The sequence below is a fragment of the Pseudomonas citrullilanati genome, from assembly GCF_030580855.1.
GTDB classification, from domain to species: Bacteria; Pseudomonadota; Gammaproteobacteria; order Pseudomonadales; family Pseudomonadaceae; genus Aquipseudomonas; species Aquipseudomonas citrulli.
Genome location: NZ_JAUQOP010000011.1, coordinates 101,975 through 127,356 on the forward strand (window position 1 = coordinate 101,975; position 25,382 = coordinate 127,356).

Annotated in this window: 22 protein-coding genes, 3 tRNA genes and 1 pseudogene; 23 read left to right on the forward strand and 3 right to left on the reverse strand. The window is 60.9% G+C overall.

Annotation, left to right across the window (positions count from 1 at the left end):
* Nucleotides 1–477, forward strand: coding sequence for a transcription elongation factor GreA (greA, locus tag Q6A48_RS10510; RefSeq protein WP_304554066.1), 477 nt, complete (start codon nt 1–3; stop codon nt 475–477).
* Between the two features lie 28 nt (nt 478–505).
* Nucleotides 506–910 (forward strand): MFS transporter, encoded by a 405-nt coding sequence (locus Q6A48_RS10515; protein ID WP_304554048.1) that lies wholly within the window; start codon nt 506–508, stop codon nt 908–910.
* A gap of 10 nt (nt 911–920) precedes the next feature.
* On the opposite strand, the gene Q6A48_RS10520 is transcribed toward Q6A48_RS10515, so the two are convergent.
* Entirely contained in the window at nt 921–1,229 is a 309-nt protein-coding gene (locus tag Q6A48_RS10520) for a YhbY family RNA-binding protein (RefSeq protein ID WP_304554049.1), read from the reverse strand.
* 107 nt (nt 1,230–1,336) lie between these two features.
* Between Q6A48_RS10520 and rlmE the strand changes: the two genes are divergently transcribed.
* The 16 genes from rlmE to Q6A48_RS10600 all read left to right on the forward strand — a co-directional run bounded on the left by rlmE (nt 1,337) and on the right by Q6A48_RS10600 (nt 16,849).
* Complete coding sequence (gene rlmE / locus Q6A48_RS10525; protein ID WP_304554050.1) at nt 1,337–1,987, forward strand: 23S rRNA (uridine(2552)-2'-O)-methyltransferase RlmE; 651 nt, start codon at nt 1,337–1,339, stop codon at nt 1,985–1,987.
* Between the two features lie 190 nt (nt 1,988–2,177).
* A complete protein-coding gene (gene ftsH / locus Q6A48_RS10530) occupies nt 2,178–4,088 on the forward strand; it encodes an ATP-dependent zinc metalloprotease FtsH (protein WP_304554051.1) in 1,911 nt (636 codons plus the stop codon).
* Between the two features lie 8 nt (nt 4,089–4,096).
* Complete coding sequence (folP, locus tag Q6A48_RS10535) at nt 4,097–4,948, forward strand: dihydropteroate synthase (protein WP_304554052.1); 852 nt, start codon at nt 4,097–4,099, stop codon at nt 4,946–4,948.
* Nucleotides 4,949–4,964: 16 nt separating this feature from the next.
* Entirely contained in the window at nt 4,965–6,302 is a 1,338-nt protein-coding gene (gene glmM / locus Q6A48_RS10540; protein WP_304554053.1) for a phosphoglucosamine mutase, read from the forward strand.
* A 66-nt stretch (nt 6,303–6,368) separates the two neighbouring features.
* A complete protein-coding gene (gene tpiA / locus Q6A48_RS10545; protein WP_304554054.1) occupies nt 6,369–7,124 on the forward strand; it encodes a triose-phosphate isomerase in 756 nt (251 codons plus the stop codon).
* Between the two features lie 4 nt (nt 7,125–7,128).
* Nucleotides 7,129–7,512 (forward strand): preprotein translocase subunit SecG, encoded by a 384-nt coding sequence (secG, locus tag Q6A48_RS10550; protein WP_003197714.1) that lies wholly within the window; start codon nt 7,129–7,131, stop codon nt 7,510–7,512.
* A 21-nt stretch (nt 7,513–7,533) separates the two neighbouring features.
* Nucleotides 7,534–7,619 (forward strand) — tRNA-Leu (locus Q6A48_RS10555).
* Between the two features lie 97 nt (nt 7,620–7,716).
* Nucleotides 7,717–7,793, forward strand: a tRNA-Met gene (locus Q6A48_RS10560).
* Between the two features lie 140 nt (nt 7,794–7,933).
* Complete coding sequence (rimP, locus tag Q6A48_RS10565; protein ID WP_042728716.1) at nt 7,934–8,392, forward strand: ribosome maturation factor RimP; 459 nt, start codon at nt 7,934–7,936, stop codon at nt 8,390–8,392.
* A gap of 59 nt (nt 8,393–8,451) precedes the next feature.
* Nucleotides 8,452–9,933 (forward strand): transcription termination factor NusA, encoded by a 1,482-nt coding sequence (nusA, locus tag Q6A48_RS10570; RefSeq protein WP_003177868.1) that lies wholly within the window; start codon nt 8,452–8,454, stop codon nt 9,931–9,933.
* Between the two features lie 27 nt (nt 9,934–9,960).
* Nucleotides 9,961–12,477 carry a translation initiation factor IF-2 gene (infB, locus tag Q6A48_RS10575; RefSeq protein ID WP_304554055.1) on the forward strand — a complete coding sequence of 839 codons (2,517 nt, stop codon included), beginning with the start codon at nt 9,961–9,963 and terminating at the stop codon, nt 12,475–12,477.
* Between the two features lie 159 nt (nt 12,478–12,636).
* Nucleotides 12,637–13,032 (forward strand): 30S ribosome-binding factor RbfA, encoded by a 396-nt coding sequence (rbfA, locus tag Q6A48_RS10580; protein WP_304554056.1) that lies wholly within the window; start codon nt 12,637–12,639, stop codon nt 13,030–13,032.
* A 3-nt stretch (nt 13,033–13,035) separates the two neighbouring features.
* Nucleotides 13,036–13,953: a tRNA pseudouridine(55) synthase TruB gene (gene truB, locus Q6A48_RS10585; RefSeq protein ID WP_304554057.1), complete on the forward strand. Its 918-nt coding sequence runs from the start codon at nt 13,036–13,038 to the stop codon at nt 13,951–13,953.
* A 142-nt stretch (nt 13,954–14,095) separates the two neighbouring features.
* Entirely contained in the window at nt 14,096–14,365 is a 270-nt protein-coding gene (gene rpsO, locus Q6A48_RS10590; RefSeq protein ID WP_039592311.1) for a 30S ribosomal protein S15, read from the forward strand.
* 176 nt (nt 14,366–14,541) lie between these two features.
* Nucleotides 14,542–16,647 carry a polyribonucleotide nucleotidyltransferase gene (gene pnp / locus Q6A48_RS10595; protein ID WP_304554058.1) on the forward strand — a complete coding sequence of 702 codons (2,106 nt, stop codon included), beginning with the start codon at nt 14,542–14,544 and terminating at the stop codon, nt 16,645–16,647.
* A gap of 126 nt (nt 16,648–16,773) precedes the next feature.
* A tRNA-Thr gene (locus Q6A48_RS10600) sits at nt 16,774–16,849 on the forward strand.
* Nucleotides 16,850–16,856: 7 nt separating this feature from the next.
* Here Q6A48_RS10600 and Q6A48_RS10605 read toward each other — a convergent pair.
* On the reverse strand, nt 16,857–17,405 hold the full coding sequence (locus tag Q6A48_RS10605) for a hypothetical protein (RefSeq protein WP_304554059.1): 549 nt from the start codon (nt 17,403–17,405) through the stop codon (nt 16,857–16,859).
* 306 nt (nt 17,406–17,711) lie between these two features.
* Between Q6A48_RS10605 and Q6A48_RS10610 the strand changes: the two genes are divergently transcribed.
* Nucleotides 17,712–18,017: a DUF6388 family protein gene (locus Q6A48_RS10610; RefSeq protein WP_304554060.1), complete on the forward strand. Its 306-nt coding sequence runs from the start codon at nt 17,712–17,714 to the stop codon at nt 18,015–18,017.
* 38 nt (nt 18,018–18,055) lie between these two features.
* On the opposite strand, the gene nadC is transcribed toward Q6A48_RS10610, so the two are convergent.
* Nucleotides 18,056–18,904: a carboxylating nicotinate-nucleotide diphosphorylase gene (gene nadC / locus Q6A48_RS10615; protein WP_304554061.1), complete on the reverse strand. Its 849-nt coding sequence runs from the start codon at nt 18,902–18,904 to the stop codon at nt 18,056–18,058.
* Nucleotides 18,905–19,173: 269 nt separating this feature from the next.
* Between nadC and Q6A48_RS10620 the strand changes: the two genes are divergently transcribed.
* The 4 genes and pseudogenes from Q6A48_RS10620 to Q6A48_RS26050 form a co-directional block, all read left to right on the forward strand.
* Nucleotides 19,174–21,381 carry a DUF1631 domain-containing protein gene (locus Q6A48_RS10620; protein ID WP_304554062.1) on the forward strand — a complete coding sequence of 736 codons (2,208 nt, stop codon included), beginning with the start codon at nt 19,174–19,176 and terminating at the stop codon, nt 21,379–21,381.
* A 64-nt stretch (nt 21,382–21,445) separates the two neighbouring features.
* Nucleotides 21,446–22,006, forward strand: coding sequence for a 1,6-anhydro-N-acetylmuramyl-L-alanine amidase AmpD (gene ampD / locus Q6A48_RS10625; RefSeq protein ID WP_304554063.1), 561 nt, complete (start codon nt 21,446–21,448; stop codon nt 22,004–22,006).
* Nucleotides 22,003–22,839 (forward strand): regulatory signaling modulator protein AmpE, encoded by an 837-nt coding sequence (ampE, locus tag Q6A48_RS10630; protein ID WP_304554064.1) that lies wholly within the window; start codon nt 22,003–22,005, stop codon nt 22,837–22,839. The genes ampD and ampE overlap by 4 nt, the downstream gene beginning before the upstream one ends.
* 1,721 nt (nt 22,840–24,560) lie before the next feature.
* A pseudogene (locus Q6A48_RS26050) lies at nt 24,561–25,133 on the forward strand (methyl-accepting chemotaxis protein); the annotation flags it as partial.
* Nucleotides 25,134–25,382 lie beyond the last annotated feature (249 nt).

The window sequence follows — 25,382 nt, forward strand, 5'->3', positions numbered from 1 at the left end:
ATAACCAAGTACCCGATGACCGTTCAGGGCGCCAAGGCCCTGGAGGAAGAACACGCTTTCCTGACCAAGGTCGAGCGCCCGCGCTTGAGCCAGGCTATCGGGGAAGCGCGTGAGCTGGGAGATCTCAAGGAAAACGCTGAATACCATGCGGCCCGCGAAGAGCAGGGCATGGTCGAGGCGCGGGTTCGTGATATCGAGGGTCGCCTGCAGAACGCAGTGATCATCGACGTCACGACCATTCCCCACACTGGCAAGGTGATCTTCGGCACCACCGTGGAAATCGCCAACGTCGAGACGGATGAAAGTGTCACCTACCAGATCGTTGGTGAGGATGAGGCTGACATCAAGCTGGGCAAGATTTCCGTCGGTTCGCCTATCGCCCGTGCCTTGATTGCCAAGGAAGAGGGCGATGTGGTGGCGGTGAAGACACCCGGCGGTGTCATCGAGTATGAGATTGTCGAAGTCCGTCACGTCTGAACGAAGGCGCCCGCTACGTGCCGGCGCCATGATCTGGCAGCTCGCCCAGATGTTGTGGGTGGGCGGCGTTTGGTTGTTGCACATCGGTTTGCTGCCGGTGCTGGGCCGAATCGGCCTGGCACCGCTGCTCATCGATGAAATCGCGAGTATGCTGACGGCACTGCTGGTGGGTTTTTGCGCAGTGTGCGTGGTGTTTCAGGCTTTGGTGCTGGTTCAGGCCGAGGGCCTTGCCAGTCTATGGCGCGACATTCGTGGGCAATTGCTGCTCATGGCCATGTACGCGTGCGGGATGTTCGCTGCCGTGCGGCTTGGCTGGCCGGATGCGAATCAGTGGCAGGTATTCAGTTACCTGGTGCTGGGGTTTTCCGGGCTGGTGCTGGTATTGCAACCGGTTCCCGGATGGAGCGGCAGGGTGCGCGAGGCACACCCTTGACCGTTTGGCATCATTTGAAGCGGTGAACGTTCGACAGTTGCTTGTTGACGCTGAAGTTCTTGCGATAAATCAGCGCCATCTTGCCGATGACCTGCACCAGGTCGGCCTTGCCGGCCTTGCACAGTTCGGCGACGGCAGCCAGGCGGGCCTCGCGGTCGAGGATGTTGAGCTTGATCTTGATCAGCTCATGATCACCCAGCGCGCGTTCCAGCTCGGCGAGCACACCCTCAGTCAAACCGTTGTCAGCCACAGTCAAAACCGGTTTCAGATGGTGGCCAATGGATTTGTATTGTTTCTTCTGCTCTTGAGTGAGCGGCATAATCTGACCCCTGCGTCTGATCTTGTAAAAAAGCGGCGGCCAGTTTACCCGAGCGAGTCCGGGACCGCCCACTTAATCACGACCCGTTTTATTTTTAGAGGTGGCCCGTGGCCCGTTCCAAGACTAGCCAGAACTGGCTCAAAGAGCATTTCAACGATCCGTACGTCAAAATGGCGCAAAAGGACGGCTATCGCTCTCGCGCCAGCTATAAATTGCTGGAGATCCAGGAAAAGGATCGCCTGATCCGCCCCGGCATGACCGTGATCGACCTCGGTGCGGCGCCGGGCGGGTGGTCCCAGGTGACCAGTCGTCTGATTGGTGGTCAAGGGCGCTTGATCGCTTCCGACATCCTGGAAATGGACGGCATCCCCGATGTGACCTTCATCCAGGGCGATTTCACCGAGGACGCCGTGTTGGCGAAAATCCTCGAAGCCGTCGGAAATACCGAGGTTGACCTTGTGATTTCCGATATGGCCCCCAATATGAGTGGATTGGCGGCTGTCGACATGCCCCGTGCGATGTTCCTCAGCGAGCTGGCCCTGGATCTGGCGGGGCGGGTTCTGCGTCCGGGTGGTGATTTCCTGATCAAGGTCTTCCAGGGTGAAGGCTTCGACGAGTACCACAAGGGCATGCGCAAGCTGTTCGACAAGGTGCAGATGCGCAAACCCTTGTCGTCCCGCGACCGTTCCCGCGAGCAGTACCTGCTGGCACGGGGGTTTCGCGGTATCGAGGGCGCTGCCAGCGATGAGCGTCTCTGACAGGGGCGATAGATTTTTTTGTCTCGCGTTGAAAACGCCGTGTAATGAAAATGATGCGGTCAAAGTTTCACAAAGGGTTACAGACGGCGCCTGCCAAGTCGTAGGTAATGTAGTAAGTTAGGCCGGTGAATATCATGCGAAGCGCGCGCCAGTAGCGGAGCTTGCTTCAGAGGGTAGTTAATTGAACGATATGGCAAAGAATCTGATCCTGTGGTTGATCATCGCCGCTGTCCTTGTGACCGTGATGAACAACTTCTCCAGCCCTAACGAGCCGCAGACCCTCAACTATTCCGACTTCATCCAGCAGGTCAAGGATGGCAAGGTCGAGCGCGTAGCCGTCGATGGCTATGTGATTACCGGCAAGCGCACCGATGGCGACAGCTTCAAGACCATTCGTCCGGCGATCCAGGACAACGGCCTGATCGGCGACCTGGTGGACAATCATGTCGTGGTCGAAGGCAAGCAGCCTGAACAGCAAAGCATCTGGACCCAGCTTCTGGTGGCCAGCTTCCCGATCCTGGTGATCATCGCCGTGTTCATGTTCTTCATGCGCCAGATGCAGGGCGGTGGAGGAGGCAAGGGCGGCCCGATGAGCTTTGGCAAGAGCAAGGCCCGGCTGCTTTCCGAAGACCAGGTGAAAACCACCCTGGCCGACGTCGCGGGTTGCGACGAAGCCAAGGAAGAGGTTGGCGAGCTGGTCGAGTTCCTGCGCGACCCGGGCAAGTTCCAGCGCCTGGGCGGCCGCATCCCGCGTGGCGTGCTGATGGTCGGCCCACCCGGTACCGGTAAGACCCTGCTGGCCAAGGCGATTGCCGGCGAAGCCAAGGTGCCGTTCTTCACGATTTCCGGTTCCGACTTCGTGGAAATGTTCGTGGGCGTCGGTGCAAGCCGTGTTCGTGACATGTTCGAGCAAGCCAAGAAGCACGCCCCCTGCATCATCTTCATCGACGAGATCGACGCCGTCGGTCGCCATCGTGGCGCCGGCATGGGTGGCGGCCACGACGAGCGCGAACAGACCCTCAACCAGTTGCTGGTGGAGATGGACGGTTTCGAAATGAACGACGGCATCATCGTGATCGCCGCTACCAACCGCCCTGACGTGCTGGACCCTGCGCTGTTGCGTCCAGGTCGCTTCGACCGCCAGGTCGTGGTGGGTCTGCCGGACATCCGTGGTCGTGAACAGATCCTCAAGGTGCATATGCGCAAGGTGCCCATGGGTGACGACGTTGCTCCGGCGGTCATTGCCCGTGGTACCCCAGGCTTCTCCGGTGCCGACCTGGCCAACCTGGTCAACGAAGCGTCGCTGTTCGCCGCTCGTTCGGGCAAGCGCCTGGTGGAAATGAAGGAATTCGAGCTGGCCAAGGACAAGATCATGATGGGCGCAGAGCGCAAATCCATGGTCATGTCCGAGAAGGAAAAGCAGAACACGGCGTACCACGAGGCAGGCCATGCGATCGTCGGTCGCGTGGTGCCCGAGCACGATCCGGTCTACAAGGTCTCGATCATTCCCCGTGGCCGTGCCCTCGGCGTGACCATGTTCCTGCCGGAAGAGGACCGTTACAGCCTGTCCAAGCGTGCGCTGATCAGCCAGATCTGCTCGCTGTACGGCGGTCGTATCGCTGAAGAGATGACGCTGGGCTTCGACGGCGTGACCACCGGTGCGTCCAACGACATCATGCGTGCCAGCCAGATCGCCCGGAACATGGTCACCAAGTGGGGCTTGTCCGAGAAGCTCGGGCCATTGATGTATGCCGAAGAAGAGGGCGAGGTGTTCCTCGGCCGTGGCGGTGGTGGCCAGAATGCAAGTTTCTCCGGCGAGACGGCCAAGCTGATCGACTCCGAAGTGCGTAGCATCATCGACCAGTGCTATGGCACTGCCCGGCAGATCCTCACGGACAACCGCGACAAGCTCGATGCCATGGCCGATGCGCTGATGAAGTACGAAACCATCGATGCCGAGCAGATCGACGACATCATGGCGGGTCGCGTGCCTCGCGAGCCGCGTGACTGGTCAGGGGGTACCGGTTCTTCCGGTACGCCGCCGGCGGTACAGGGCGAGCGTCCGGAAACTCCGATTGGCGGTCCGGCTGCTGATGTCTAAGGCGTGAAATGACTTCTGTACAGTCCTCGACCCGGTTGCCTTGCGGCAACCGGGTTCTTGATTTGGCCCAGGCGCATGTCATGGGCATCCTTAATGTCACTCCCGATTCCTTTTCCGATGGTGGGCGATTCAGCCAGCTCGATGCTGCGTTGCGTCATGCCGAAGCGATGGTGCTTGCCGGTGCCACGCTGATCGACGTGGGCGGCGAATCGACCCGGCCGGGTGCGCGGGCGGTCTCTCCGACCGAGGAGCTGGAGCGAGTGGCGCCGATTGTCGAGCGTATCCATCGCGAGCTCGATGTCATTATCTCGGTCGATACCTCCACGCCAGCGGTCATGCGTGAGACGGCGCGACTGGGGGCGGGCCTGATCAACGATGTGCGCTCACTGCAACGCGATGGCGCCCTGGACGCTGCGGCGGCCACTGGCCTGCCGGTCTGCCTGATGCACATGCTCGGCGAGCCCGGCACCATGCAGGATGACCCGCATTACGATGATGTGACCCGCGAGGTGGGTGAATTCCTGGCCCAGCGCTTGAACCAGTGCGCCGCCGCGGGCATTCCTGCCGAGAAGATCATCCTCGATCCCGGGTTTGGCTTTGCCAAGACACTGGATCACAATCTGAGCCTGTTCAAGCATATGCAAGCATTGCATGCGCTCGGGCGCCCCCTGTTGGTTGGGGTGTCGCGAAAGAGCATGATAGGCAATGCCTTGGGCCGACCGGTGGGGGAGCGCCTGTATGGCGGTCTTGCGCTGGCTGCCTTGGCCCTGACCAAGGGCGCGCGCATATTGCGCGTCCATGATGTGGCCGAAACGATGGACGTTGTACGCATGATCGCAGCTGTGGATTCAGCCGAATAAGAATGACGGAGCACTTATGAGCAAAAAATATTTTGGCACCGACGGTATTCGTGGTCGGGTCGGCGAATATCCGATTACCCCGGATTTCATGCTCAAGCTCGGCTGGGCTGCCGGCATGGCGTTCCGCAAGATGGGCGCCTGCAAGGTGTTGGTTGGCAAGGACACGCGTATTTCCGGCTACATGTTCGAATCGGCGCTCGAAGCCGGCCTGACCTCGGCGGGCGCTGACGTGATGCTGCTGGGCCCGATGCCGACGCCGGCCATCGCCTACCTGACGCGTACGTTCCAGGGCCAGGCCGGGATCGTGATCAGTGCCTCCCACAACCCCCATGACGATAACGGCATCAAGTTCTTCTCCGGCCAGGGGACCAAGCTGCCGGATGACATCGAGCTGATGATCGAAGAGTTGCTGGACACGCCGATGACGGTGGTCGAGTCGAGCAAGATTGGCAAGGTGTCGCGGATCAACGACGCCTCGGGTCGCTACATCGAATTCTGTAAAGGCAGCGTGCCGACCGGCACCAGTTTCGCCGGCCTGAAAATCGTCGTCGACTGCGCCCATGGCGCCACCTATAAAGTCGCGCCGAGCGTGTTTCGTGAGTTGGGCGCCGAAGTGGTGGTGCTTTCCGCCCAGCCCAACGGCCTGAACATCAACCACAATTGTGGCTCCACCCACACCGAGGCGTTGCAGGCTGCGGTGCTGGCCGAGCAAGCCGATCTCGGCATCGCCTTCGATGGCGATGGCGATCGGGTCCTGATGGTCGACCACACCGGTGCGGTCGTCGATGGCGACGAGTTGTTGTTCATCATCGCCCGCGACCTGCATGGGCGCGGCAAGCTGCAGGGCGGCGTCGTCGGTACGTTGATGAGTAATCTCGGCCTCGAGCTGGCGCTGGCGGACCTGGATATCCCGTTCGTGCGGGCCAACGTGGGGGACCGCTACGTGATCTCGGAGTTGCTGGAGCGCAATTGGGTGATCGGTGGCGAGAATTCCGGCCACATCGTGTGTTTCGACCATACCACCACCGGGGATGCGATCATCGCGGCCTTGCAGGTGCTGATGGCGCTCAAGGCTCGCGATGAGGGGCTCGCACAGTCGCGCCAGGCGTTGCGCAAATGCCCGCAGGTGCTGATCAACGTGCGTTTCGGTGGCGGTGCCAACCCGATCGAGCACGCGACGGTCAAGCAGGCCAGCGAGCGCGTGACGCAGGCGATGGCGGGGCGTGGGCGAGTGTTGCTGCGCAAGTCCGGTACAGAGCCCTTGGTGCGCGTCATGGTCGAGGGCGAGGACGAAGCACAGGTCCGGGGCTACGCCGAAGAGCTGGCAAAACTGGTTACTGAAGTTTCTGCCTGAATTCGGCTTGCCAGTGATGAATCGGTTGGGTAACATCTGCGCCCACTTTGACCGACGAGGTACAGCATGCGTCGCCCTATGGTAGCTGGTAACTGGAAGATGCACGGTACCCGCGCCAGCGTCGCTGAGCTGATCAATGGCCTTCGTCATCTGGCCTTGCCAAGCGGTGTTGATGTCGCGGTGTTCCCGCCTTGCTTGTATATCAATCAAGTGATTGATGGCTTGAAAGGCAAGTCGATTTCGGTCGGCGCGCAGAACTCTGCGGTGGAATCCATGCAGGGTGCGTTGACCGGTGAGGTCGCGCCGAGTCAGCTGGTGGATGCGGGTTGTACCCTGGTCCTGGTCGGACACTCCGAGCGTCGCCTGATCATGGGCGAGCAGGACAAGACCCTGATTCGCAAGTTTGCAGCGGCCCAGGCGTGTGGTCTGACTCCGGTGCTGTGTGTGGGGGAGACCCTCGAGCAGCGTGAAGCCGGCAAGACCCTTGAAGTTGTCGGGCGTCAGCTGGGCAGCATCATCGAAGACCTGGGTGTCGGTGCTTTTGCAAAGGCAGTCATCGCTTACGAGCCGGTCTGGGCCATTGGCACCGGGCTGACTGCTTCGCCGCAACAGGCGCAGGATGTGCACGCCGCCATCCGCGCGCAGTTGGCGGCAGAGAATTCTGAAGTGGCACGAGGTGTGCGGCTTCTATACGGCGGCAGCGTGAAGGCGGCCAATGCGGTCGAACTGTTCGGCATGCCGGATATCGATGGGGGGCTCATTGGTGGAGCTTCCCTGAATGCAGATGAGTTCGGTGCGATCTGTCGCGCCGCGGGAAACTGAAAAAATGCTGGAAACAGTCGTAGTCGTTTTTCATCTGCTGGGTGCGCTGGGTGTAGTAGCCCTCGTATTGCTGCAGCAGGGTAAGGGTGCGGATGCTGGCGCGTCTTTCGGTGCAGGTGCTTCAAATACTGTGTTCGGAAGCCAAGGTTCCTCTACCTTTCTTAGTAAGTTTACTGCTATACTTGCCGCCGGTTTCTTCATGACCAGCTTGGGGTTAGGTTACTTTGCTAAAGAGAAAGCTCACGAGCTGACTCAAGTAGGTTTGCCAAACCCAGCGGTACTGGAGGCACCCAAGCAACAACCGGCTTCTGATGATGTCCCGGTGCTTCAAGAGCAAAAGTCGGCCAATCCGGCGACTGACGTACCTCCAGCTCAAGAGCAGAAGTAAGAAGGTTTCAAGCGCTGTATTGCCGAGGTGGTGGAATTGGTAGACACGCAACCTTGAGGTGGTTGTGCCCATAGGGTGTAGGGGTTCGAGTCCCCTTCTCGGTACCAATTATCAGGAGAGCCCGCACTTGCGGGCTTTCTTGTAGGTGGAAGGGTTACATTGACCCTGTCATGGATCGGTCGTATACTTCCGCCCCAGCTTTGTCGCGGGATGGAGCAGTCTGGTAGCTCGTCGGGCTCATAACCCGAAGGTCGTCGGTTCAAATCCGGCTCCCGCAACCAGTTTCAGAGGCCCCTTCCAAGGGGCTTTTTGTTAGCTGGACACTTTATAACGCCGTTGCTTGACGGCGTTTCAGGGATGGGCGATTCGCCCATTTTTTTTTATTTGCACAGCATGCACAAACATGCACGAGGGGGTTCAGGTGTCGAGCAAGCTAGAACAGTTGCAGGCCTTGTTGGCCCCGGTGGTCGTGGCCCTTGGCTATGAATGCTGGGGTATTGAGTTTTCGGCTCAAGGTCGCCACTCACTGTTGCGCGTTTATATCGATAAGGAAGGCGGCGTGTTGGTGGACGATTGCGCCATCGTCAGCCGTCAGATCAGCGGCGTACTGGATGTTGAAGATCCAATCGCCTCCGAATATACCCTTGAAGTTTCCTCGCCTGGCATGGAGCGCCCCCTGTTCACCCTTGAACAGTTCGCTTCGTTTGCCGGTGAACAAGTGAAGATCAGGCTGCGTTCGCCTTTCGAAGGTCGACGCAACTTCCAAGGCCTTCTGCGCGGTATAGAAGAACAGGATGTCGTGGTGCAGGTAGATGACCATGAGTTCCTGTTGCCGATCGATATGATCGACAAGGCCAACATTATTCCCAGTTTTGACTGATACGTGCCAGATACTGCGGATCCCGCGGATCCAATGGCTTGCGAAAGGCGAGGCGTACGATGAGCAAAGAAGTACTGCTGGTTGTTGAGTCGGTATCCAATGAAAAGGGCGTACCGGCTAACGTGATTTTTGAAGCGCTGGAGCTGGCCCTGGCCACTGCTACCAAGAAGCGGTTCGAAGACGAAGTTGATTTGCGTGTGGAGATCAATCGCCACACGGGTGCCTACGAGACGTTCCGTCGCTGGACGGTCGTCGAGGAAGCCGACCTGGACGATCCGGCTATCGAGACCTGGCCGAGCAAGGTTGCAGAAACACATCCGGGCGCCAAGGTCGGTGATGTGGTCGAGGAAAAGATCGAGTCCATCGAGTTCGGCCGCATTGCTGCACAGACCGCCAAGCAGGTCATCGTGCAGAAAGTCCGCGAAGCCGAGCGCGCGCAAGTGGTCGACGCCTATCGCGAGCGCCTGGGGGAAATCATCTCCGGCACCGTGAAGAAAGTGACCCGCGACAACGTGATCGTCGACCTGGGCAACAACGCCGAGGCGTTGCTGGCCCGTGAAGACATCATCTCCCGCGAGACTTTCCGGGTGGGCGTGCGCCTGCGTGCACTGCTCAAGGAAATCCGCACGGAGAACCGCGGCCCGCAGCTGATCCTGTCGCGTACCGCGCCGGAAATGCTGATCGAGCTGTTCCGCATCGAAGTGCCGGAAATCGCCGAAGGCCTGATCGAAGTGATGGCCGCCTCCCGTGATCCGGGTTCGCGTGCCAAGATCGCGGTCCGCTCCAAGGACAAGCGTATCGACCCGCAAGGTGCCTGCATTGGCATGCGTGGTTCGCGTGTCCAGGCCGTATCCGGCGAGTTGGGCGGTGAGCGCGTGGACATCGTCCTGTGGGACGATAACCCGGCTCAGTTCGTGATCAATGCCATGTCGCCTGCTGAAGTGGCGGCAATTATCGTCGACGAGGATGCCCATGCCATGGACATCGCCGTTGGCGCAGACAATCTGGCTCAGGCCATCGGTCGCGGTGGTCAGAACGTGCGTCTGGCGAGCCAATTGACTGGCTGGACCCTGAACGTGATGACCGAATCGGACATCCAGGCTAAGCAGCAAGCTGAAACCGGCGACATCCTGCGCAACTTCATCGAAGAGCTCGAAGTCGATGAAGAGCTGGCGCAGGTGCTGGTGGATGAAGGCTTTACCAGCCTGGAAGAGATTGCCTACGTACCGGTGGAGGAGATGCTCAACATCGACGGCTTTGACGAGGAAATCGTCAACGAGCTTCGCGCTCGGGCCAAGGATCGCTTGTTGACCAAAGCCATCGCTACTGAGGAAAAGCTGGCAGACGCCCATCCGGCCGAAGACCTGCTCTCGCTTGAGGGCATGGACAAGGATTTGGCGATGGAACTGGCGGTGCGCGGCGTGATTACCCGCGAAGACCTGGCCGAGCAGTCTATTGACGACCTGCTCGACATCGACGGCATTGACGATGATCGTGCCGGCAAGTTGATCATGGCCGCCCGAGCCCACTGGTTCGAGTAATTAGGCGCGGCCTGAGGAGAGAAGTGCATGACGCAAGTCACGGTGAAACAACTGGCCGATGAGGTCAAAACACCGGTAGAGCGCCTGTTGCAGCAGATGCGTGAGGCAGGTCTGCCGCACACCGCCGCCGAGGAACATGTGACCGACAGTGAGAAGCAATCCCTGCTGACTCACTTGAAGAGCAGTCACAAGGCTAAAGTGGAAGAGCCACGCAAGATCACTCTGCAGCGTAAGACCACCAGCACCCTGCGTGTTGCCGGCAGCAAGAGCATCAGTGTCGAAGTACGCAAGAAGAAAGTCTTCGTACAGCGTAGCCCGGAAGAAATCGAAGCCGAGCGCAAGCGCGAGCTGGAAGAACGTCGTGCAGTGGAAAATGCTGCACGCCAGAAGGCTGAAGAAGAAGCCAAGCGTCGCGCCGAAGAAGAAGCGCGTCGCCAGCCTGTCGCTGCGCAACCTGAACCGGTCGAAGCCGTCGCGGCGCCAGCGCCGGTGGCCGAGCCTGTGCGCGAAAGCGCGCCGGTCGTTGCACCTGCCCCGGCACCTGCGGCCGATACCCGCAAGCGCGATGAGCAGCGTCGTCCCGACAAGCCTCGTGCCGACGACAACCGTCGTGGCGATGGCGAGCGCAAGAACGCGCCTCACCGTGCCTCGGTCAAGGAAAAGGCACCAGCGCCACGCGTTGCGCCACGTACCACCGACGAGGAAAGCGATGGCTTCCGTCGCGGCGGTCGCGGCAAGGCCAAGCTGAAGAAACGCAACGCCCACGGTTTCCAGAGCCCGACCGGCCCTGTCGTGCGTGAAGTGAAGATCGGCGAGACCATCACCGTGGGCGACCTCGCCCAGCAGATGTCGGTCAAGGCTGCTGAAATCATCAAGTTCATGTTCAAGCTGGGTACCCCGGCCACCATCAACCAGGTACTGGACCAGGAAACGGCCCAACTGGTTGCCGAGGAACTGGGCCACAAGGTGACCCTGGTCAGCGACACCGCCCTGGAAGATTCCCTGGCCGAGTCGCTGAAGTTCGAAGGTGAAGCGGTTCCGCGTGCGCCGGTCGTGACCGTCATGGGTCACGTTGACCACGGCAAGACCTCGCTGCTCGACTACATCCGTCGTGCCAAGGTGGCCGCGGGCGAAGCCGGCGGTATCACCCAGCACATCGGTGCGTACCACGTTGAAACCGAACGCGGCATGGTCACCTTCCTCGACACCCCGGGTCACGCCGCGTTTACCGCGATGCGTGCCCGTGGTGCCAAGGCGACCGACATCGTGATCCTGGTGGTTGCGGCGGACGACGGCGTGATGCCGCAAACCATCGAAGCCGTCCAGCATGCCCAGGCGGCTGGCGTGCCACTGGTGGTTGCGGTGAACAAGATCGACAAGCCGGGTGCCGACCTCGATCGCATCCGCAGCGAATTGTCGGCCCACGGCGTGACCTCCGAAGACTGGGGTGGCGACACCCCGTTCGTACCGGTTTCGGCGAAGATGGGTACCGGCGTCGACGAATTGCTCGAAGCCGTCCTGCTGCAGGCCGAAGTGCTCGAACTGACCGCCACCCCATCGGCCCCTGGCCGTGGTGTCGTGGTTGAATCGCGCCTGGACAAGGGCCGCGGCCCGGTCGCCACGGTCCTGGTCCAGGACGGTACGTTGCGTCAGGGCGACATGGTGCTGGTCGGCTCGAACTATGGCCGTGTGCGCGCCATGCTCGACGAGAACGGCAAGCCGATCAAGGAAGCCGGCCCGGCTATCCCGGTCGAGATCCTCGGCCTGGACGGCACGCCGGACGCTGGCGACGAGATGAGCGTTGTGGCTGACGAGAAGAAGGCCCGTGAAGTGGCGTTGTTCCGTCAAGGCAAGTTCCGCGAAGTCAAACTGGCTCGCGCCCATGCCGGCAAGCTGGAAAACATCTTCGAGAACATGGGCCAGGAAGAGAAGAAGACGCTCAACATCGTCCTCAAATCCGACGTCCGTGGTTCCCTGGAAGCCTTGCAGGGCGCTCTCAACGGCCTGGGCAACGACGAAGTGCAAGTGCGCGTGGTCGGCGGCGGTGTCGGTGGTATCACCGAGAGCGACGCCAACCTGGCCCTGGCTTCCAACGCGGTACTGTTCGGCTTCAACGTGCGTGCCGATGCCGGCGCGCGCAAGATCGTCGAGCAGGAAGGTCTGGATATGCGTTACTACAACGTGATCTACGACATCATCGAAGATGTCAAGAAAGCCCTGACCGGTATGCTGGGCAGCGACGTGCGGGAGAACATCCTGGGCGTGGCCGAAGTGCGCGACGTGTTCCGCTCGCCGAAGTTCGGTGCCATCGCCGGTTGCATGGTGATCGAGGGTGTCGTTCACCGTAACCGTCCGATCCGTGTACTGCGTGAAGACATCGTGATCTTCGAAGGCGAGCTGGAGTCCTTGCGTCGCTTCAAGGATGACGCTTCCGAAGTCCGTGCCGGCATGGAATGCGGTATTGGCGTCAAGAGCTACAACGACGTCAAGGTCGGCGACAAGATCGAAGTCTTCGAGAAGGTCCAGGTTGCTCGCAGCCTCTGACTCGCGTACTTCAAGAGCCGCAACGGGCAGCCGCATGAACATGCGCTGCCTCGCTGGCGGACTCTAAACGCAACGCCCGGTCCGGCTTCTTGCCAGGCCGGGCGTTTGCCGCTTTCAGACCTTGCGGGTTTCCCGCAGGGCAGTAACAGGTAACAAGACATGGCAAAAGAATACAGCCGTACCCAACGAATCGGCGATCAGATGCAGCGCGAGCTGGCCCAGTTGATCCGCCGCGAAGTCAAGGACCCGCGTGTCGGCCTGGTCACCATTACCGCTGTGGAAGTCAGCCGTGACGTCGGTCATGCGAAGATTTTCATCACCGTGATGGGCCAGGACGGTGCCGATGAAATCGCCCAGAGCATCAAGGTGCTCAACTCGGCCGCCGGTTTCCTGCGGATGCAGTTGGCCCGTGAAATGAAGCTGCGCAGCGTTCCGCAATTGCACTTCCACTACGACGAAAGCGTCGTGCGGGGCGCGCACCTGTCGGCGCTGATCGAGCGCGCGGTGGCTGAAGACAGCCAGCACGCGACTGAACCCGAAGACTCCAAGGAGTAATCGGTGGCCCAGGTCAAACGTATCCGCCGTAACGTCAGCGGCATCATCCTGCTCGACAAGCCGCTGGGATTTACCTCCAACGCGGCGTTGCAGAAGGTTCGCTGGCTGCTCAATGCCGAGAAGGCTGGCCACACCGGCAGCCTCGACCCACTGGCCACCGGCGTGCTGCCGCTGTGCTTTGGCGAGGCGACCAAGTTCTCCCAGTACCTGCTCGATTCCGACAAGGGCTATGAAACCCTGGCGCAACTGGGCAAGACCACCACCACGGCGGACGCCGAGGGCGAGGTCTTGCGGGAGCGTCCGGTGACCGTTGGTCAGGCTGATATCGAGGCTGTACTGCCAGGTTTTCGTGGGCAAATCAGCCAGATACCGCCGATGTACTCGGCCTTGAAGCGTGATGGGCAACCGTTGTACAAACTGGCCCGTGCAGGCGAAGTAGTGGAGCGTGAACCGCGTTCTGTTACTATTGCGCGCTTGGAATTGCTGGCCTTCGACGGTAATACTGCGCGGCTGGCCGTGGATTGCAGCAAAGGCACCTATATCCGTACGCTGGTTGAGGATATCGGGGAGAAGCTGGGCTGTGGTGCGTACGTGGCGGAGTTGCGACGGACCCAGGCCGGGCCTTTCTCGTTGGTCCAGACGGTCACGCTGGAAGAGCTGGAGGCCGCACATGCCGAGGGCGGCAACGAAGCGGTCGATCGCTTCCTGATGCCATCGGACAGCGGCTTGCTGGATTGGCCGCTGCTGCAGTTCTCGGAACACAGTGCGTTCTACTGGCTCAACGGCCAGCCAGTACGTGCCCCGGATGCGCCGAAGTTCGGCATGGTCCGGGTACAGGATCACAATGGTCGCTTCATCGGTATCGGTGAAGTGAGCGAAGACGGGCGCATTGCGCCGCGTCGCTTGATTCGGTCGGAATGACCGGAACCCGCCGGTGTAACAGCAGGCGGGCGAGTGTGGCTGTTAACAGGCACGGTCACCACTCATTTATAGATACAGGGATTTGTCCCTGGCCTGTTGGTACGGTTTCCCTGGAAACGGTACCTCACAAGAGGAAAGCCACATGGCACTCAGCGTTGAAGAAAAAGCTCAGATCGTGACCGACTACCAGCAAGCTGTGGGTGATACTGGCTCGCCAGAAGTGCAAGTTGCACTGCTGACCGCCAACATCAACAAACTGCAAGGTCACTTCAAGGCCAACGGTAAGGACCACCACTCCCGTCGTGGTCTGATCCGCATGGTAAACCAGCGTCGTAAGCTGCTGGACTACCTCAAGGGCAAGGACGTTAATCGTTACAGCACCTTGATCGGCCGCCTGGGCCTGCGTCGCTAATCAGCGATTGCGCTATGAGGTTGGTTGTCTGTCGGTTGCCCACGCCTTGCGTTGGCAATGGGCAGGCTCCCAGCCTCAAGTTTTATCTGGACAGCCGTTGGGCCGATTCCCCGCGCTGCCCAAGAATTTCGCAAGAAGACAAGTTCCCCCAAGAGCCACAAAGAAGGTAGGACACCGTGAACCCGGTAATCAAAAAATTCCAGTTCGGTCAGTCGACCGTCACCCTCGAGACTGGCCGTATCGCCCGTCAGGCCTCCGGCGCAGTGCTGGTCACCGTTGACGACGACGTCAGCGTATTGGTGACCGTCGTCGGTGCCAAGCAAGCCGATCCAGGCAAGGGCTTCTTCCCGCTGTCTGTTCACTACCAGGAAAAGACTTACGCTGCCGGTAAGATCCCTGGCGGTTTCTTCAAGCGCGAAGGCCGTCCTTCCGAGAAAGAAACCCTGACTTCCCGACTGATCGACCGTCCGATCCGTCCGCTGTTCCCAGAAGGCTTCATGAACGAAGTGCAGGTTGTCTGCACCGTCGTCTCCACCAGCAAGAAGACCGATCCGGACATCGCTGCGATGATCGGTACCTCGGCTGCCCTGGCCATCTCCGGCATTCCTTTCGATGGCCCGATCGGCGCTGCCCGCGTGGCATTCCACGAAAGCACCGGCTACCTGCTGAACCCGACCTACGAGCAACTGCAGGCCTCGAGCCTGGACATGGTTGTCGCCGGTACGTCCGAAGCCGTGCTGATGGTTGAATCCGAAGCCAAGGAACTGACCGAAGACCAGATGCTGGGCGCCGTGCTGTTCGCCCACGACGAGTTCCAGGTTGTGATCAACGCTGTCAAGGAACTGGCCGCCGAAGCCGCCAAGCCAACCTGGACCTGGGCTCCGCAAGCCGAAGCCACCGAGCTGCTGGGCGCGATCCGTGCCGAGTTCGGCGACGCGATCTCCCAGGCCTACACCATCACCGTCAAGGCCGACCGCTATGCGCGCCTGGGCGAGCTGAAGGACCAGGTCGTCGCCAAGCTGTCCGGTGAAGAAGGCCAACCGTCCGCCGCTGAAGTCAAAGCCGCTTTCGGTGAAATCGAATACCGCACCGTTCGCGAGAACATCGTCAACGGCAAGCCACGTATCGACGGTCGCGACACCCGCACCGTACGTCCGCTGAACATCGAAGTCGGCGTCCTGCCGAAGACCCACGGTTCGGCACTGTTCACCCGTGGCGAAACCCAGGCCCTGGTCGTTGCAACCCTGGGCACCGCCCGTGACGCGCAACTGCTGGACACCCTGGAAGGCGAAAAGAAAGACCCGTTCATGCTGCACTACAACTTCCCTCCGTTCTCGGTGGGCGAGTGTGGCCGCATGGGTGGCGCCGGTCGCCGCGAAATCGGTCACGGTCGCCTGGCCCGTCGTTCGGTCCAGGCCATGCTGCCGGCCGCCGACGTGTTCCCGTACACCATCCGCGTGGTATCGGAAATCACCGAGTCCAACGGTTCGAGCTCGATGGCTTCGGTCTGCGGCGCTTCCCTGGCCCTGATGGACGCCGGTGTGCCGATGAAGGCGCCGGTGGCCGGTATCGCCATGGGTCTGGTTAAAGAGGGCGAGAAATTCGCCGTCCTGACCGACATCCTGGGTGACGAAGACCACCTGGGCGACATGGACTTCAAAGTGGCCGGTACCGCCAAGGGCGTCACCGCGCTGCAGATGGACATCAAGATCAAGGGCATCACCGAAGAAATCATGGAGATCGCCCTGGGCCAAGCCCTGGAAGCTCGCCTGAACATCCTCGGCCAGATGAACCAGATCATCGGCCAGTCCCGCACCGAGCTGTCGGAAAACGCTCCGACCATGATCGCGATGAAGATCGACACCGACAAGATCCGTGATGTCATCGGTAAAGGCGGCGCGACCATCCGTGCGATCTGCGAGGAAACCAAGGCGTCGATCGACATCGAAGACGACGGTTCGATCAAGATCTTCGGCGAAACCAAGGAAGCGGCAGAAGCAGCTCGCCAGCGCGTCCTGGGCATCACCGCCGAAGCCGAGATCGGCAAGATCTACGTCGGCAAGGTCGAGCGCATCGTCGACTTCGGCGCCTTCGTCAACATCCTGCCGGGCAAGGACGGTCTGGTTCACATCTCCATGCTGAGCGATGCTCGCGTCGAGAAAGTGACCGATATCCTGAAGGAAGGCCAGGAAGTGGAAGTGCTGGTACTGGACGTGGACAACCGCGGCCGTATCAAGCTGTCCATCAAGGACGTGGCAGCCGCCAAGGCTTCGGGCGTTTAATCACCCCCGTTACCTGAGCGCTGAACAAGCAAACGCCCCGACTGGTTCGGGGCGTTTTGCTGTGGGTCGAAAAATCCTCGGGCGCCGGTTGCCTGGCTATGGGGGACGATGCTAGGTTTAGCCACCGCCCGTGTAGCTCAGTCGGTAGAGCAGCGCACTCGTAACGCGAAGGTCGCAGGTTCGATTCCTGTCTCGGGCACCACTCCTCGTTATTTCACCTTCCTGCTCAGCTCCTCGACAGTACGTTTGAGCTGATCCATCTCGCGGTCCTGATCGCTGAGCTCCCGCTTCAGGGACGAAATCTCGCTGTTGCTCGAACTTGAACTGGAACCACTGTTGCGCTTGAGTTCTTCCACCTGCTTGCCAAGGTCGTTCAGGTCGCGTTCCTGTTCCTTGACCGTGCGCTTGAGATCGTCGATCTCCTTGCTGCTGGAACTGGCGCTGGAGCCACCGTTGCGCTTGAGTTCTTCGATCTGGCGGGCCTGTTCGCCGAGGGTACGCTTCTGGTTTTCCAGTTCGTCAGTGTTGTTCTTTACAGCTTTTGGCAGGTTTTCCAGGGTGCTCGCGGTGACGTTCGTCTTGAGGAGTTTGTACTTATCGAAATCGACATGATGAAGGGCGGGAATGGCGTCGTCGTAGGACGGCCCATCGGAGGAGACGTCAACAGCCGCTTGAGCAACGCCGGCCAAGCTCAGGCTGCCGAGCAGCAGGGCTGTGGTAGTCAGCAGGGTCGACGAACGTTTGGGAAAGCTGCGCATCACTGGGATTCCTTGTGAGGTGCCGGTATGGCACATGGCTATGACTGGTTATTTTGACAGATGTTCCCAAGTTTCCCGGGTTTCTGATGCGCAGGTTTTTTTTGTGGGGCAGATGTAAAGAACCGTGTAACTCGTTGGCAAAACGTCCTATATTCGTTGCCTGCATGTGCATTGCCCAGCAATTTTCAGATGATCCCCGAATGGTTCTGAAGGCCAGGTAAACCGGGCTTTTAAACGGTTTTCTGCGTCAGAGAGATCCTTGATGATCCAGATCCATCTTCCATTCCCCCGATCAACGAGAACGCCATGACCGTTAAAGCATTGACCCTGGAAGCCAGGCACGAAGAAGCGCTGAAGAAGTACGTACTGGATGCGCCCCAGTTGCTGGAAGAGATCAAGGACCTGCCTGCCGACGATCAGAGAGACCAGATCCAGTGGGCATTCGAGGACGAGGCCGAAGCCCAGGGCTTGCAGCCTTGGGAGTTGACGCTCAAGTACACCAGCACGCCTGAAGAGTTCGAGGTGCAGCGCCTTGCATTGCACAAGGAAGCCGCCGAGGTGCTGGGTGTGGAATGGGATGAGTACTGCGAGATGAACAATCTGGTGGTCTGAAAAAAACGCCAGCCTTTCAAGGCTGGCGTTTTTTGTTGTCAGAGGCTCAAGCGCATCGACAAATCCACCGCCTTCACATCCTTGGTCATCGCTCCGATCGAGATGTAGTCCACGCCAGTCTCGGCAATCGGGCGCAACGTGCTTTCGTTGATCCCGCCGCTGGCCTCCAGCTTCGCCTTGCCGTCGTTCAGGCGCACGGCCTCACGCATGTCGTCCAGGCTCAGTTCGTCAAGCATGATGATGTCGGCATTGGCCGCCAGCGCTTCCTTCAGTTCAGCCAGGCTTTCCACTTCGACTTCCACCGGTTTGCCCGGGGCGATCTTGTGGGCGGCGGCAATGGCCTGGGCGATCCCGCCGCAGGCGGCGATGTGGTTTTCCTTGATCAGGAATGCGTCGTACAGGCCGATGCGGTGGTTGTGGCAGCCACCGCAGGTGACCGCGTATTTCTGCGCCAGGCGCAGCCCGGGCAAGGTCTTGCGGGTGTCCAGCAGCTTGACCTGGGTGCCGGCGACGAAGTCGGCCAGGTAGCGGGCCCGGGTGGCGACGCCCGAGAGCAGTTGCAGGAAGTTCAGCGCGCTGCGCTCGCCAGTCAGCAGCGAACGGGCTGGGCCTTCGAGGTGGAACAGCGCCTGGTCGGGATTCACCCGGTCGCCATCGCGCACTTGCCAATGCACCGCGACACGCGGGTCCAGTTGCCGAAACACCGCATCGACCCAGGCCGTGCCGCTGATGACGGCGGCGTCGCGGGTGATGATGGTGGCCTTGGCCAGGCGTTCGGCGGGGATCAGTTGCGCGGTGATGTCGCCGCTGCCGATGTCTTCGAGCAACGCACGGCGCACATTGGCTTCGATTTCAACGGTCAGATCGGCGAGACGTAGATTCGGCATAACGGGCTCCACAAACAAAGTGGCCCGATTATAGGGCCAGGCCACGAACGAACCCAAGGCGCTGGCGGGCGGCTGTGCCAAACGGAGCTGCATTTGGTCGCATCGCCGCAACGTTTGCGCATTTCCCGGGTCAGTTGTTGCACGGTATTTCGAGCTGGTTCACAGCGCACCACTGGTGCGACAGGGTTCTTTTGGTCGATAATCCGCCTTTCGATTGACGTCATGACTTTGACGTCTCCAGCCGAAGAACACCGTTTCAGGGGGCCAGGATGCACAATGACGGGAATGTAGTGCCTTTACACAAGGTATCTGCCGACCAGGCGACTCGTTCGCCGCTCCCGCGCCTGCCGGTGATTCTGCTCCAGGTTCGCGACAAGGCCGCGCAGCAACTGCGCCAGGGCCTGCAAGGGCTGTTCGATAACGCCGACGACACCCTGTTCGAAATGGCCGACCGAGCGCGGGACGATATCGAACAGAACCTGTTCTTCGAAGCCATGCGCGACTTGCGCCTCAAGCGCAAGAGCATCGAGCGCGAGTTCATCGAGCAGTTTTTCGAGGCGTTCGTCCGCCTGGCCCAATACGACGTTACCCAGGCCACCCTGGCCCCCGTCCCGGCTTCCTGCACCTCGCCCCAACCGTCCCATGAAGAGCTGGAGCGACATCTGGCGGTCGAGGCCATGGTCAACCGGGTGCTCAAGCGCGATGGCCTGGCGCTCGAACAATTGACCGCCCGGCTCGGCGCGTTGCTGGCCCGGCCGTTGGCGAACGCCCATAACCCCCTGAGCCCTGGGCTGCTGTGCGAGAACTTCCTGCAAGCCGGGCGCAACCTGGGCGTTGGGATCAAGGTCAAGCTGATCCTGCTCAAGCTCTTCGAACGCTATGTGTTGAGCGAATGCGACCCGCTCTACGCCGAAGCCAACCAGTTGCTGGCGGCCACTGGTATCTTGCCGGAGCTCAAGGCCGCACCGTCGCGACGCGCCTCGGATCGCGTCGAGGAGCCTGCGCGGCCCAAGGCCGAAACCGTGACCAAGCCCCGGGCGGCCGAGGTCGATGACAGCGTGCAGGAAGTGTTCGCGGCGTTGCAGAAGCTGCTGATGCAAGTGCGCGGCAGCGTCGCGCCGACCCTGGAAGCCAGCGCGCCGGCCCAGCCGATTTCCACCCGCGACCTGTTGCGATTGCTGTCCCATCTGCAGCAGTACGCGCCCACTGTCCGGGACGAATTCGACCTGCGCGGCCAGCTTGAGCAACTGCTGACACGGGTCAGTGTCCGCAGCGGCAAGTCCCGGGTAGTCGAGGACGCGGATGAGGATGTCATCAACCTGATCTCGATGATGTTCGAGTTCATCCTCGACGACCATAACCTGCCGGATTCCTTCAAGGCGCTGATCGGTCGCCTGCAGATCCCGATGCTCAAGGTCGCGGTGCAGGACAAGAGTTTCTTCAGCCGCGGCAACCATCCCGCCCGGCGGCTGCTCAATGAAATCGCCGCCGCCGCCATGGGCTGGGGCGATTGCGATGATCATCAGCGCGACGCGCTCTACCTGCGCATCGAGCAGGTGGTGCAACGCCTGTTGAATGATTACGTCGATGATCCGGCGATCTTTTCCGAGCTGCTCGCCGATTTCCTCGCCTTCACCAGCGACGAGCGCCGCCGCTGCGAATTGCTCGAACAGCGCATCCGCGATGCCGAGGAAGGGCGCGCCAAGGCCGAGTTGGCGCGCTTGCGGGTCGAGGGCGCGCTGAACCAGGTCATGCTGGGCAAGGTCTTGCCACAGGCCGTGGTGGAATTCGTCCTGCAGGCCTGGAGCCAGGTGCTCCTGCTGACCTGTTTCAAGCACGGCAAGTACTCCGCCGAGTGGCAGGCCGACGTCCTGACCCTGGAGCAGTTGATCTGGAGCGTCCAGCCCCACGACGAGCCCGATGCCGGCTTGCGTCTGCTGGCGATGGTGCCGGAGTTGCTCAAGGCCCTGCGTGAAGGGCTGAGCCGCTCGGCGTTCGACCCGTTCGCCACCAGCGAGTTTTTCAGCGAACTGGAGGTCCTGCACGTCCAGGCCTTGGAGCGCATGGGGCAGGCCCAGGCCCAGGCGCCATCGGCGGATTCACCGGCGATGGTCGAAGTGTCGGAGAAGATTGTCTTGCGTACGTCGCAGAAAGGCCCGGGGGACAGTGCGGCGGTGCGCTTGCCGGCCGATGACGTGGGCTTGCGCCAGGTCGATCAACTGCGCCTGGGCAGTTGGGTCGAGTTCCAGGAAGACGATGACAACACCTTGCGGTGCAAGCTGGCGGCGATCATCGAGGCCACCGGCAAATACATCTTCGTCAACCGCACCGGCCTTAAAGTGCAGGAGCACAGCCGCACCAGCCTGGCGCTGGAATTCCGCCGGGGGGCGGCGCGCCTGCTGGACGACACGTTGCTGTTCGACCGGGCCCTGGAGTCGGTGCTGGGCAACCTGCGCCAGCTCAATCGCGGCAAGTGATCGCGCAGCCCGGCCCGATCACGGCATACTGACGGCATCCACCGTCGTCTCCGAAGGAACCCGTATGCAGTTGGACTCCGCGAGCGGTTGGTGCGAGGGCGTGCGTCATTGCCCTTCGCCCAACTTCAATGCGCGCCCCGAGGGCGAGATCTCCTTGCTGGTGATCCACAACATCAGCTTGCCACCGGCCCAGTTCGCAACGGGCAAGGTGCAGGAGTTCTTCCAGAATCGCCTGGATGTCACGGAACATCCTTACTTTGCCGGTATCGCCGACCTGCGTGTCTCCGCGCATTTCCTGATCGAACGTGACGGCGCCGTCACCCAGTTTGTCTCTTGCCTGGACCGGGCGTGGCATGCGGGCGTCTCGTGTTTCGAAGGGCGGGAAACCTGCAATGATTTTTCCCTGGGCATCGAGCTGGAGGGCACCGATGATGTGCCCTTTACCGACGCGCAGTACACCTCCCTGGTGGCGTTGACCCGGCAGTTGCAGGCGGCCTTCAGCGCGATCACGGTGCAGCGTATCTGCGGGCACAGCGACATTGCCCCGGGACGCAAGACTGATCCGGGACCGGCATTCGACTGGGCGCGCTATCGTGCGGCCCTGACAGAAGGGGAAGGACAATGAGTTTTCTGGTGTTGCTGCTGGCGGTCTGGATCGAGAAATTCTCGGCCCTGCGCCAGCGCGTCCAGCGCGATGGCGGTTGGCTGCGTGAATTGAATACGCTGGAGGCTCGGCCCCGCTGGGTCAATCGGCCCTGGCTCGTGTTGGTCGTTCTGGTGTTGCTGCCGGTGGCGTTGCTGGCATTGCTGCTCTGGGTACTGGAGCCGGTGGCCTATGGCTTGCTCGCGTTGCCGGTGCACTTGCTGGTGGTGATCTACAGCCTGGGGCGTGGCGATCTGTTGGCCGACCTGGGGCCGTTTCGCGATGCCTGGCGGCGCGAGGACCTGCAAGCGGCTGCCCATGTGGCCAAGCGTGACCTGGGCATCGAAGCCGACGACGGCGATCAACTGCTGGAGCGGGTCCAGGGGCATCTGTTGTGGCAGGCCTACCAGAGCTTTTTCGCGGTGATCTTCTGGTATTTCCTGCTGGGCCCGGTGGCGGCCCTCAGCTATCGACTGCTGGCGCTGGCCGCCGAGCACAGCCAGAACCCCGGCGTCGCCGAGCGTGCCGGGCAACTGCGCCATGCCTTCGACTGGGTGCCGGTGCGCTTGCTCGCAGCGAGCTTCGCCTTGGTGGGCAATTTCGTCGCGGTCAGCCGGGTGATGTTGCATGAACTGTTGAACTGGAACATCAGCGCCGCCGACCTGATCGACAAGGTTGGCCTGGTGGCTGGCGAAATCCCCAGGCCCATGGCCGGGCCGGACGGGATCAACAGCCTGGATCGGCTCTGGGAACTGCTGCTGCGCGCAGCGGTGCTCTGGTATGCCGGGTTTGCGTTGTGGACGGTGTTGGCCTGAAGGCAACAACGCAATCCTTGTGGCGAGGGGATTTATCCCCGTTGGGCTGCAAAGCAGCCCCATCGATTTCAGGCACGAGAGTGATGGGGGCCGCTTCGCGCCCCAGCGGGGATAAATCCCCTCACCACAGAACAACCCGTTAACCTTAAGTTACAAATCTCCCCGCCGATTTAGGCTATATAGGGACAGCGCCCCGAATGGTGGCTTTCTGCTGTCTCTGTGCGCCAGCCATAACAATAAGAACACTACCGGGAGGCTTCCTTGTGAAGAGTTTGCTCTGGCCCGCTGTCGCGCTGATGAACCGCCTGAGCTTCGGCATGAAGTTCAGCCTGATCAGCGTGTTGTTCCTGGTGCCGATGCTGGTGACCAACTTTTTCCTGGTGCGTGATTCCTACCGCGAATTCCAGGGCACCCAGGTGGAGCTGCAAAGCCTCGATCTCTTGGGCAGCAGCCTGGCCTTGCGCCGGGACCTGGAAACCCTGAACAACCTGGTGCAGATCAACGCCAGCCTGGGTCAGTCCGGCAAGGCCGGGGACGTGGAAGCGAAGATCGGCACCCTCGAACAACAAGTCCTGGCGCGTCTGCAAGGCATGAGTGCCATGGCGGTCGAACCCGAGCAGGTCAGTGCCTTCGATGCCAAGCGCGACGAGATGATTGCCGCATTCAAGGCCCAGCAGGCTGAAAGCTCGTTGCAGAGCAAGAGTGCGCTGATCGGCAAGCTACTCAACAATGCCCAGACGTTCAGCCAGATCATCGCCAGCCAGGCGGGGCTGAGCCGCGACAACCAGAGCGACATTCGCCAGCTCAGCGAATTGATCATCGGCATGACCCCGAAAGTCACCCAACTGCTGGGCGAAGGCCGGGCGCTGGGTGCATCGTCGCTGGGGCTGGGGTTTCTCAATTCGGCATCGAGCACCCGCTTCGATGAATTGCTGGCCCAGATCGAAAAGCTCCAGGGCGAATACGATGTGAAACTGCAGGACACCCTGGGCGCCAGCAAGGCGGCCGGGCAAGCCTTGGCCGAGCAGGCCGACGGCAGCAAGGCCAGCCTGAAGAAGACCAGCGAGCTGATCGAAGAGCAGGTGGTGATGGCCGATACCCTCGATGCGCCGTGGCCGGCGTTCTACGACCAGGTCAGCGGCCTGATGGCGCAGACCTACCGGTTGAACGAGGCGACCCAGGACTTCCTCGGTGTCCAGTTGCAGCATCGCCTGGAGCAGAACCGCAGCCACATGGTGCTGCAAGCCGTGGCGCTGGCCGTGGTATTCCTGCTGATCTTCTACCTGTACGCCGGCTTCTACGCCTCGACCCGCACCACGCTCCAGCACTTGGGCCTGATGATGGACAAGGTGGCCGCCGGCGACATGACGGTCAATTTCGTGGCCCGCAGCAAGGACGAGTTGGGCGAGTTGGGTGAGGTGTTCAACGGGACGGTGGCGAAGATCCATGACCTGATCGAACAAGTCGGCCGGACCGTCGCCGAAGTCGAGCGCCAGGCCGGGCAGGTGGAAACGGTCTCGGCCCAGAGCAACCAGGCGGTTGCCGGGCAGCGCAGCCAGATCGAACTGGTCGCGACGGCGATGAACCAGATGTCCGCCACCGCCCAGGAAGTGGCCCGCAGCGCCGCGGCGGCGGTCAGCAGTGCCCACAGTGTCAACGACGAAACCTTGAGTGGCCGTGGCTTGGTAGAATCCCAGCAGGGCAGCATCGCCCGGTTGGCCAGTGAGATCGATCAGTCGGTGCAGGTGATCAACCAACTGGCGTCCGACAGCCAGGCTATCAGTCGGGTGTTGGACGTGATCAAGAGCATTGCCGAGCAGACCAACCTGCTGGCGCTCAATGCCGCTATCGAAGCGGCCCGGGCGGGGGAGCAGGGCCGTGGCTTCGCGGTGGTGGCCGATGAAGTACGGACCCTGGCCAAGCGGACCCAGCAATCGACCGAGGAAATCGAAGCGATGATCACGCGCTTGCATGGCGGCGTGGGGGCGGCGGTGAAGGCGATGGGTACCAGCCATGAGATGGCCAGCGGCACGGTCGGCCAGTCGGAAAAGGTCCAGCAGGCGTTGGCGAATATTCTCGGGGCGGTTGGCATGATCGTCGACCAGAACCAGCAGATTGCCGCGGCCGTGGAGCAGCAGACGGCGGTGGCCCATGATATTGACCAGAACATTGTCGAGATTAATCGCGCCGGTGAGCGGACGGCTGAAGGGGCGCACCAGACGGAGGATGCCAGTCGGGCGTTGTCTGCGCAGGTGATGGAGTTGAAGCGGTTGATTGATGCGTTTCGGGTTTAGGTTTGGTTTGGGTTTTTGGTTGGTGTGTATATCCGTTGTTGAGGTAACGGCTGCTAATGGTTCCGCCCTTACGGCGGGTTACTTTTGGCAGACGCCCCAAAAGTAACCAAAAGGTCTTCGCCCGGTATGACTCACCCACATGGGTTACAAATCAGTTCACGCACATAGGTAACAGTTTTTAACTGGCATGGTCGATTTCGCGAGGATCTGACCATGCCCTGGAGAGAGCTGAAACCTATGGACCTCAAA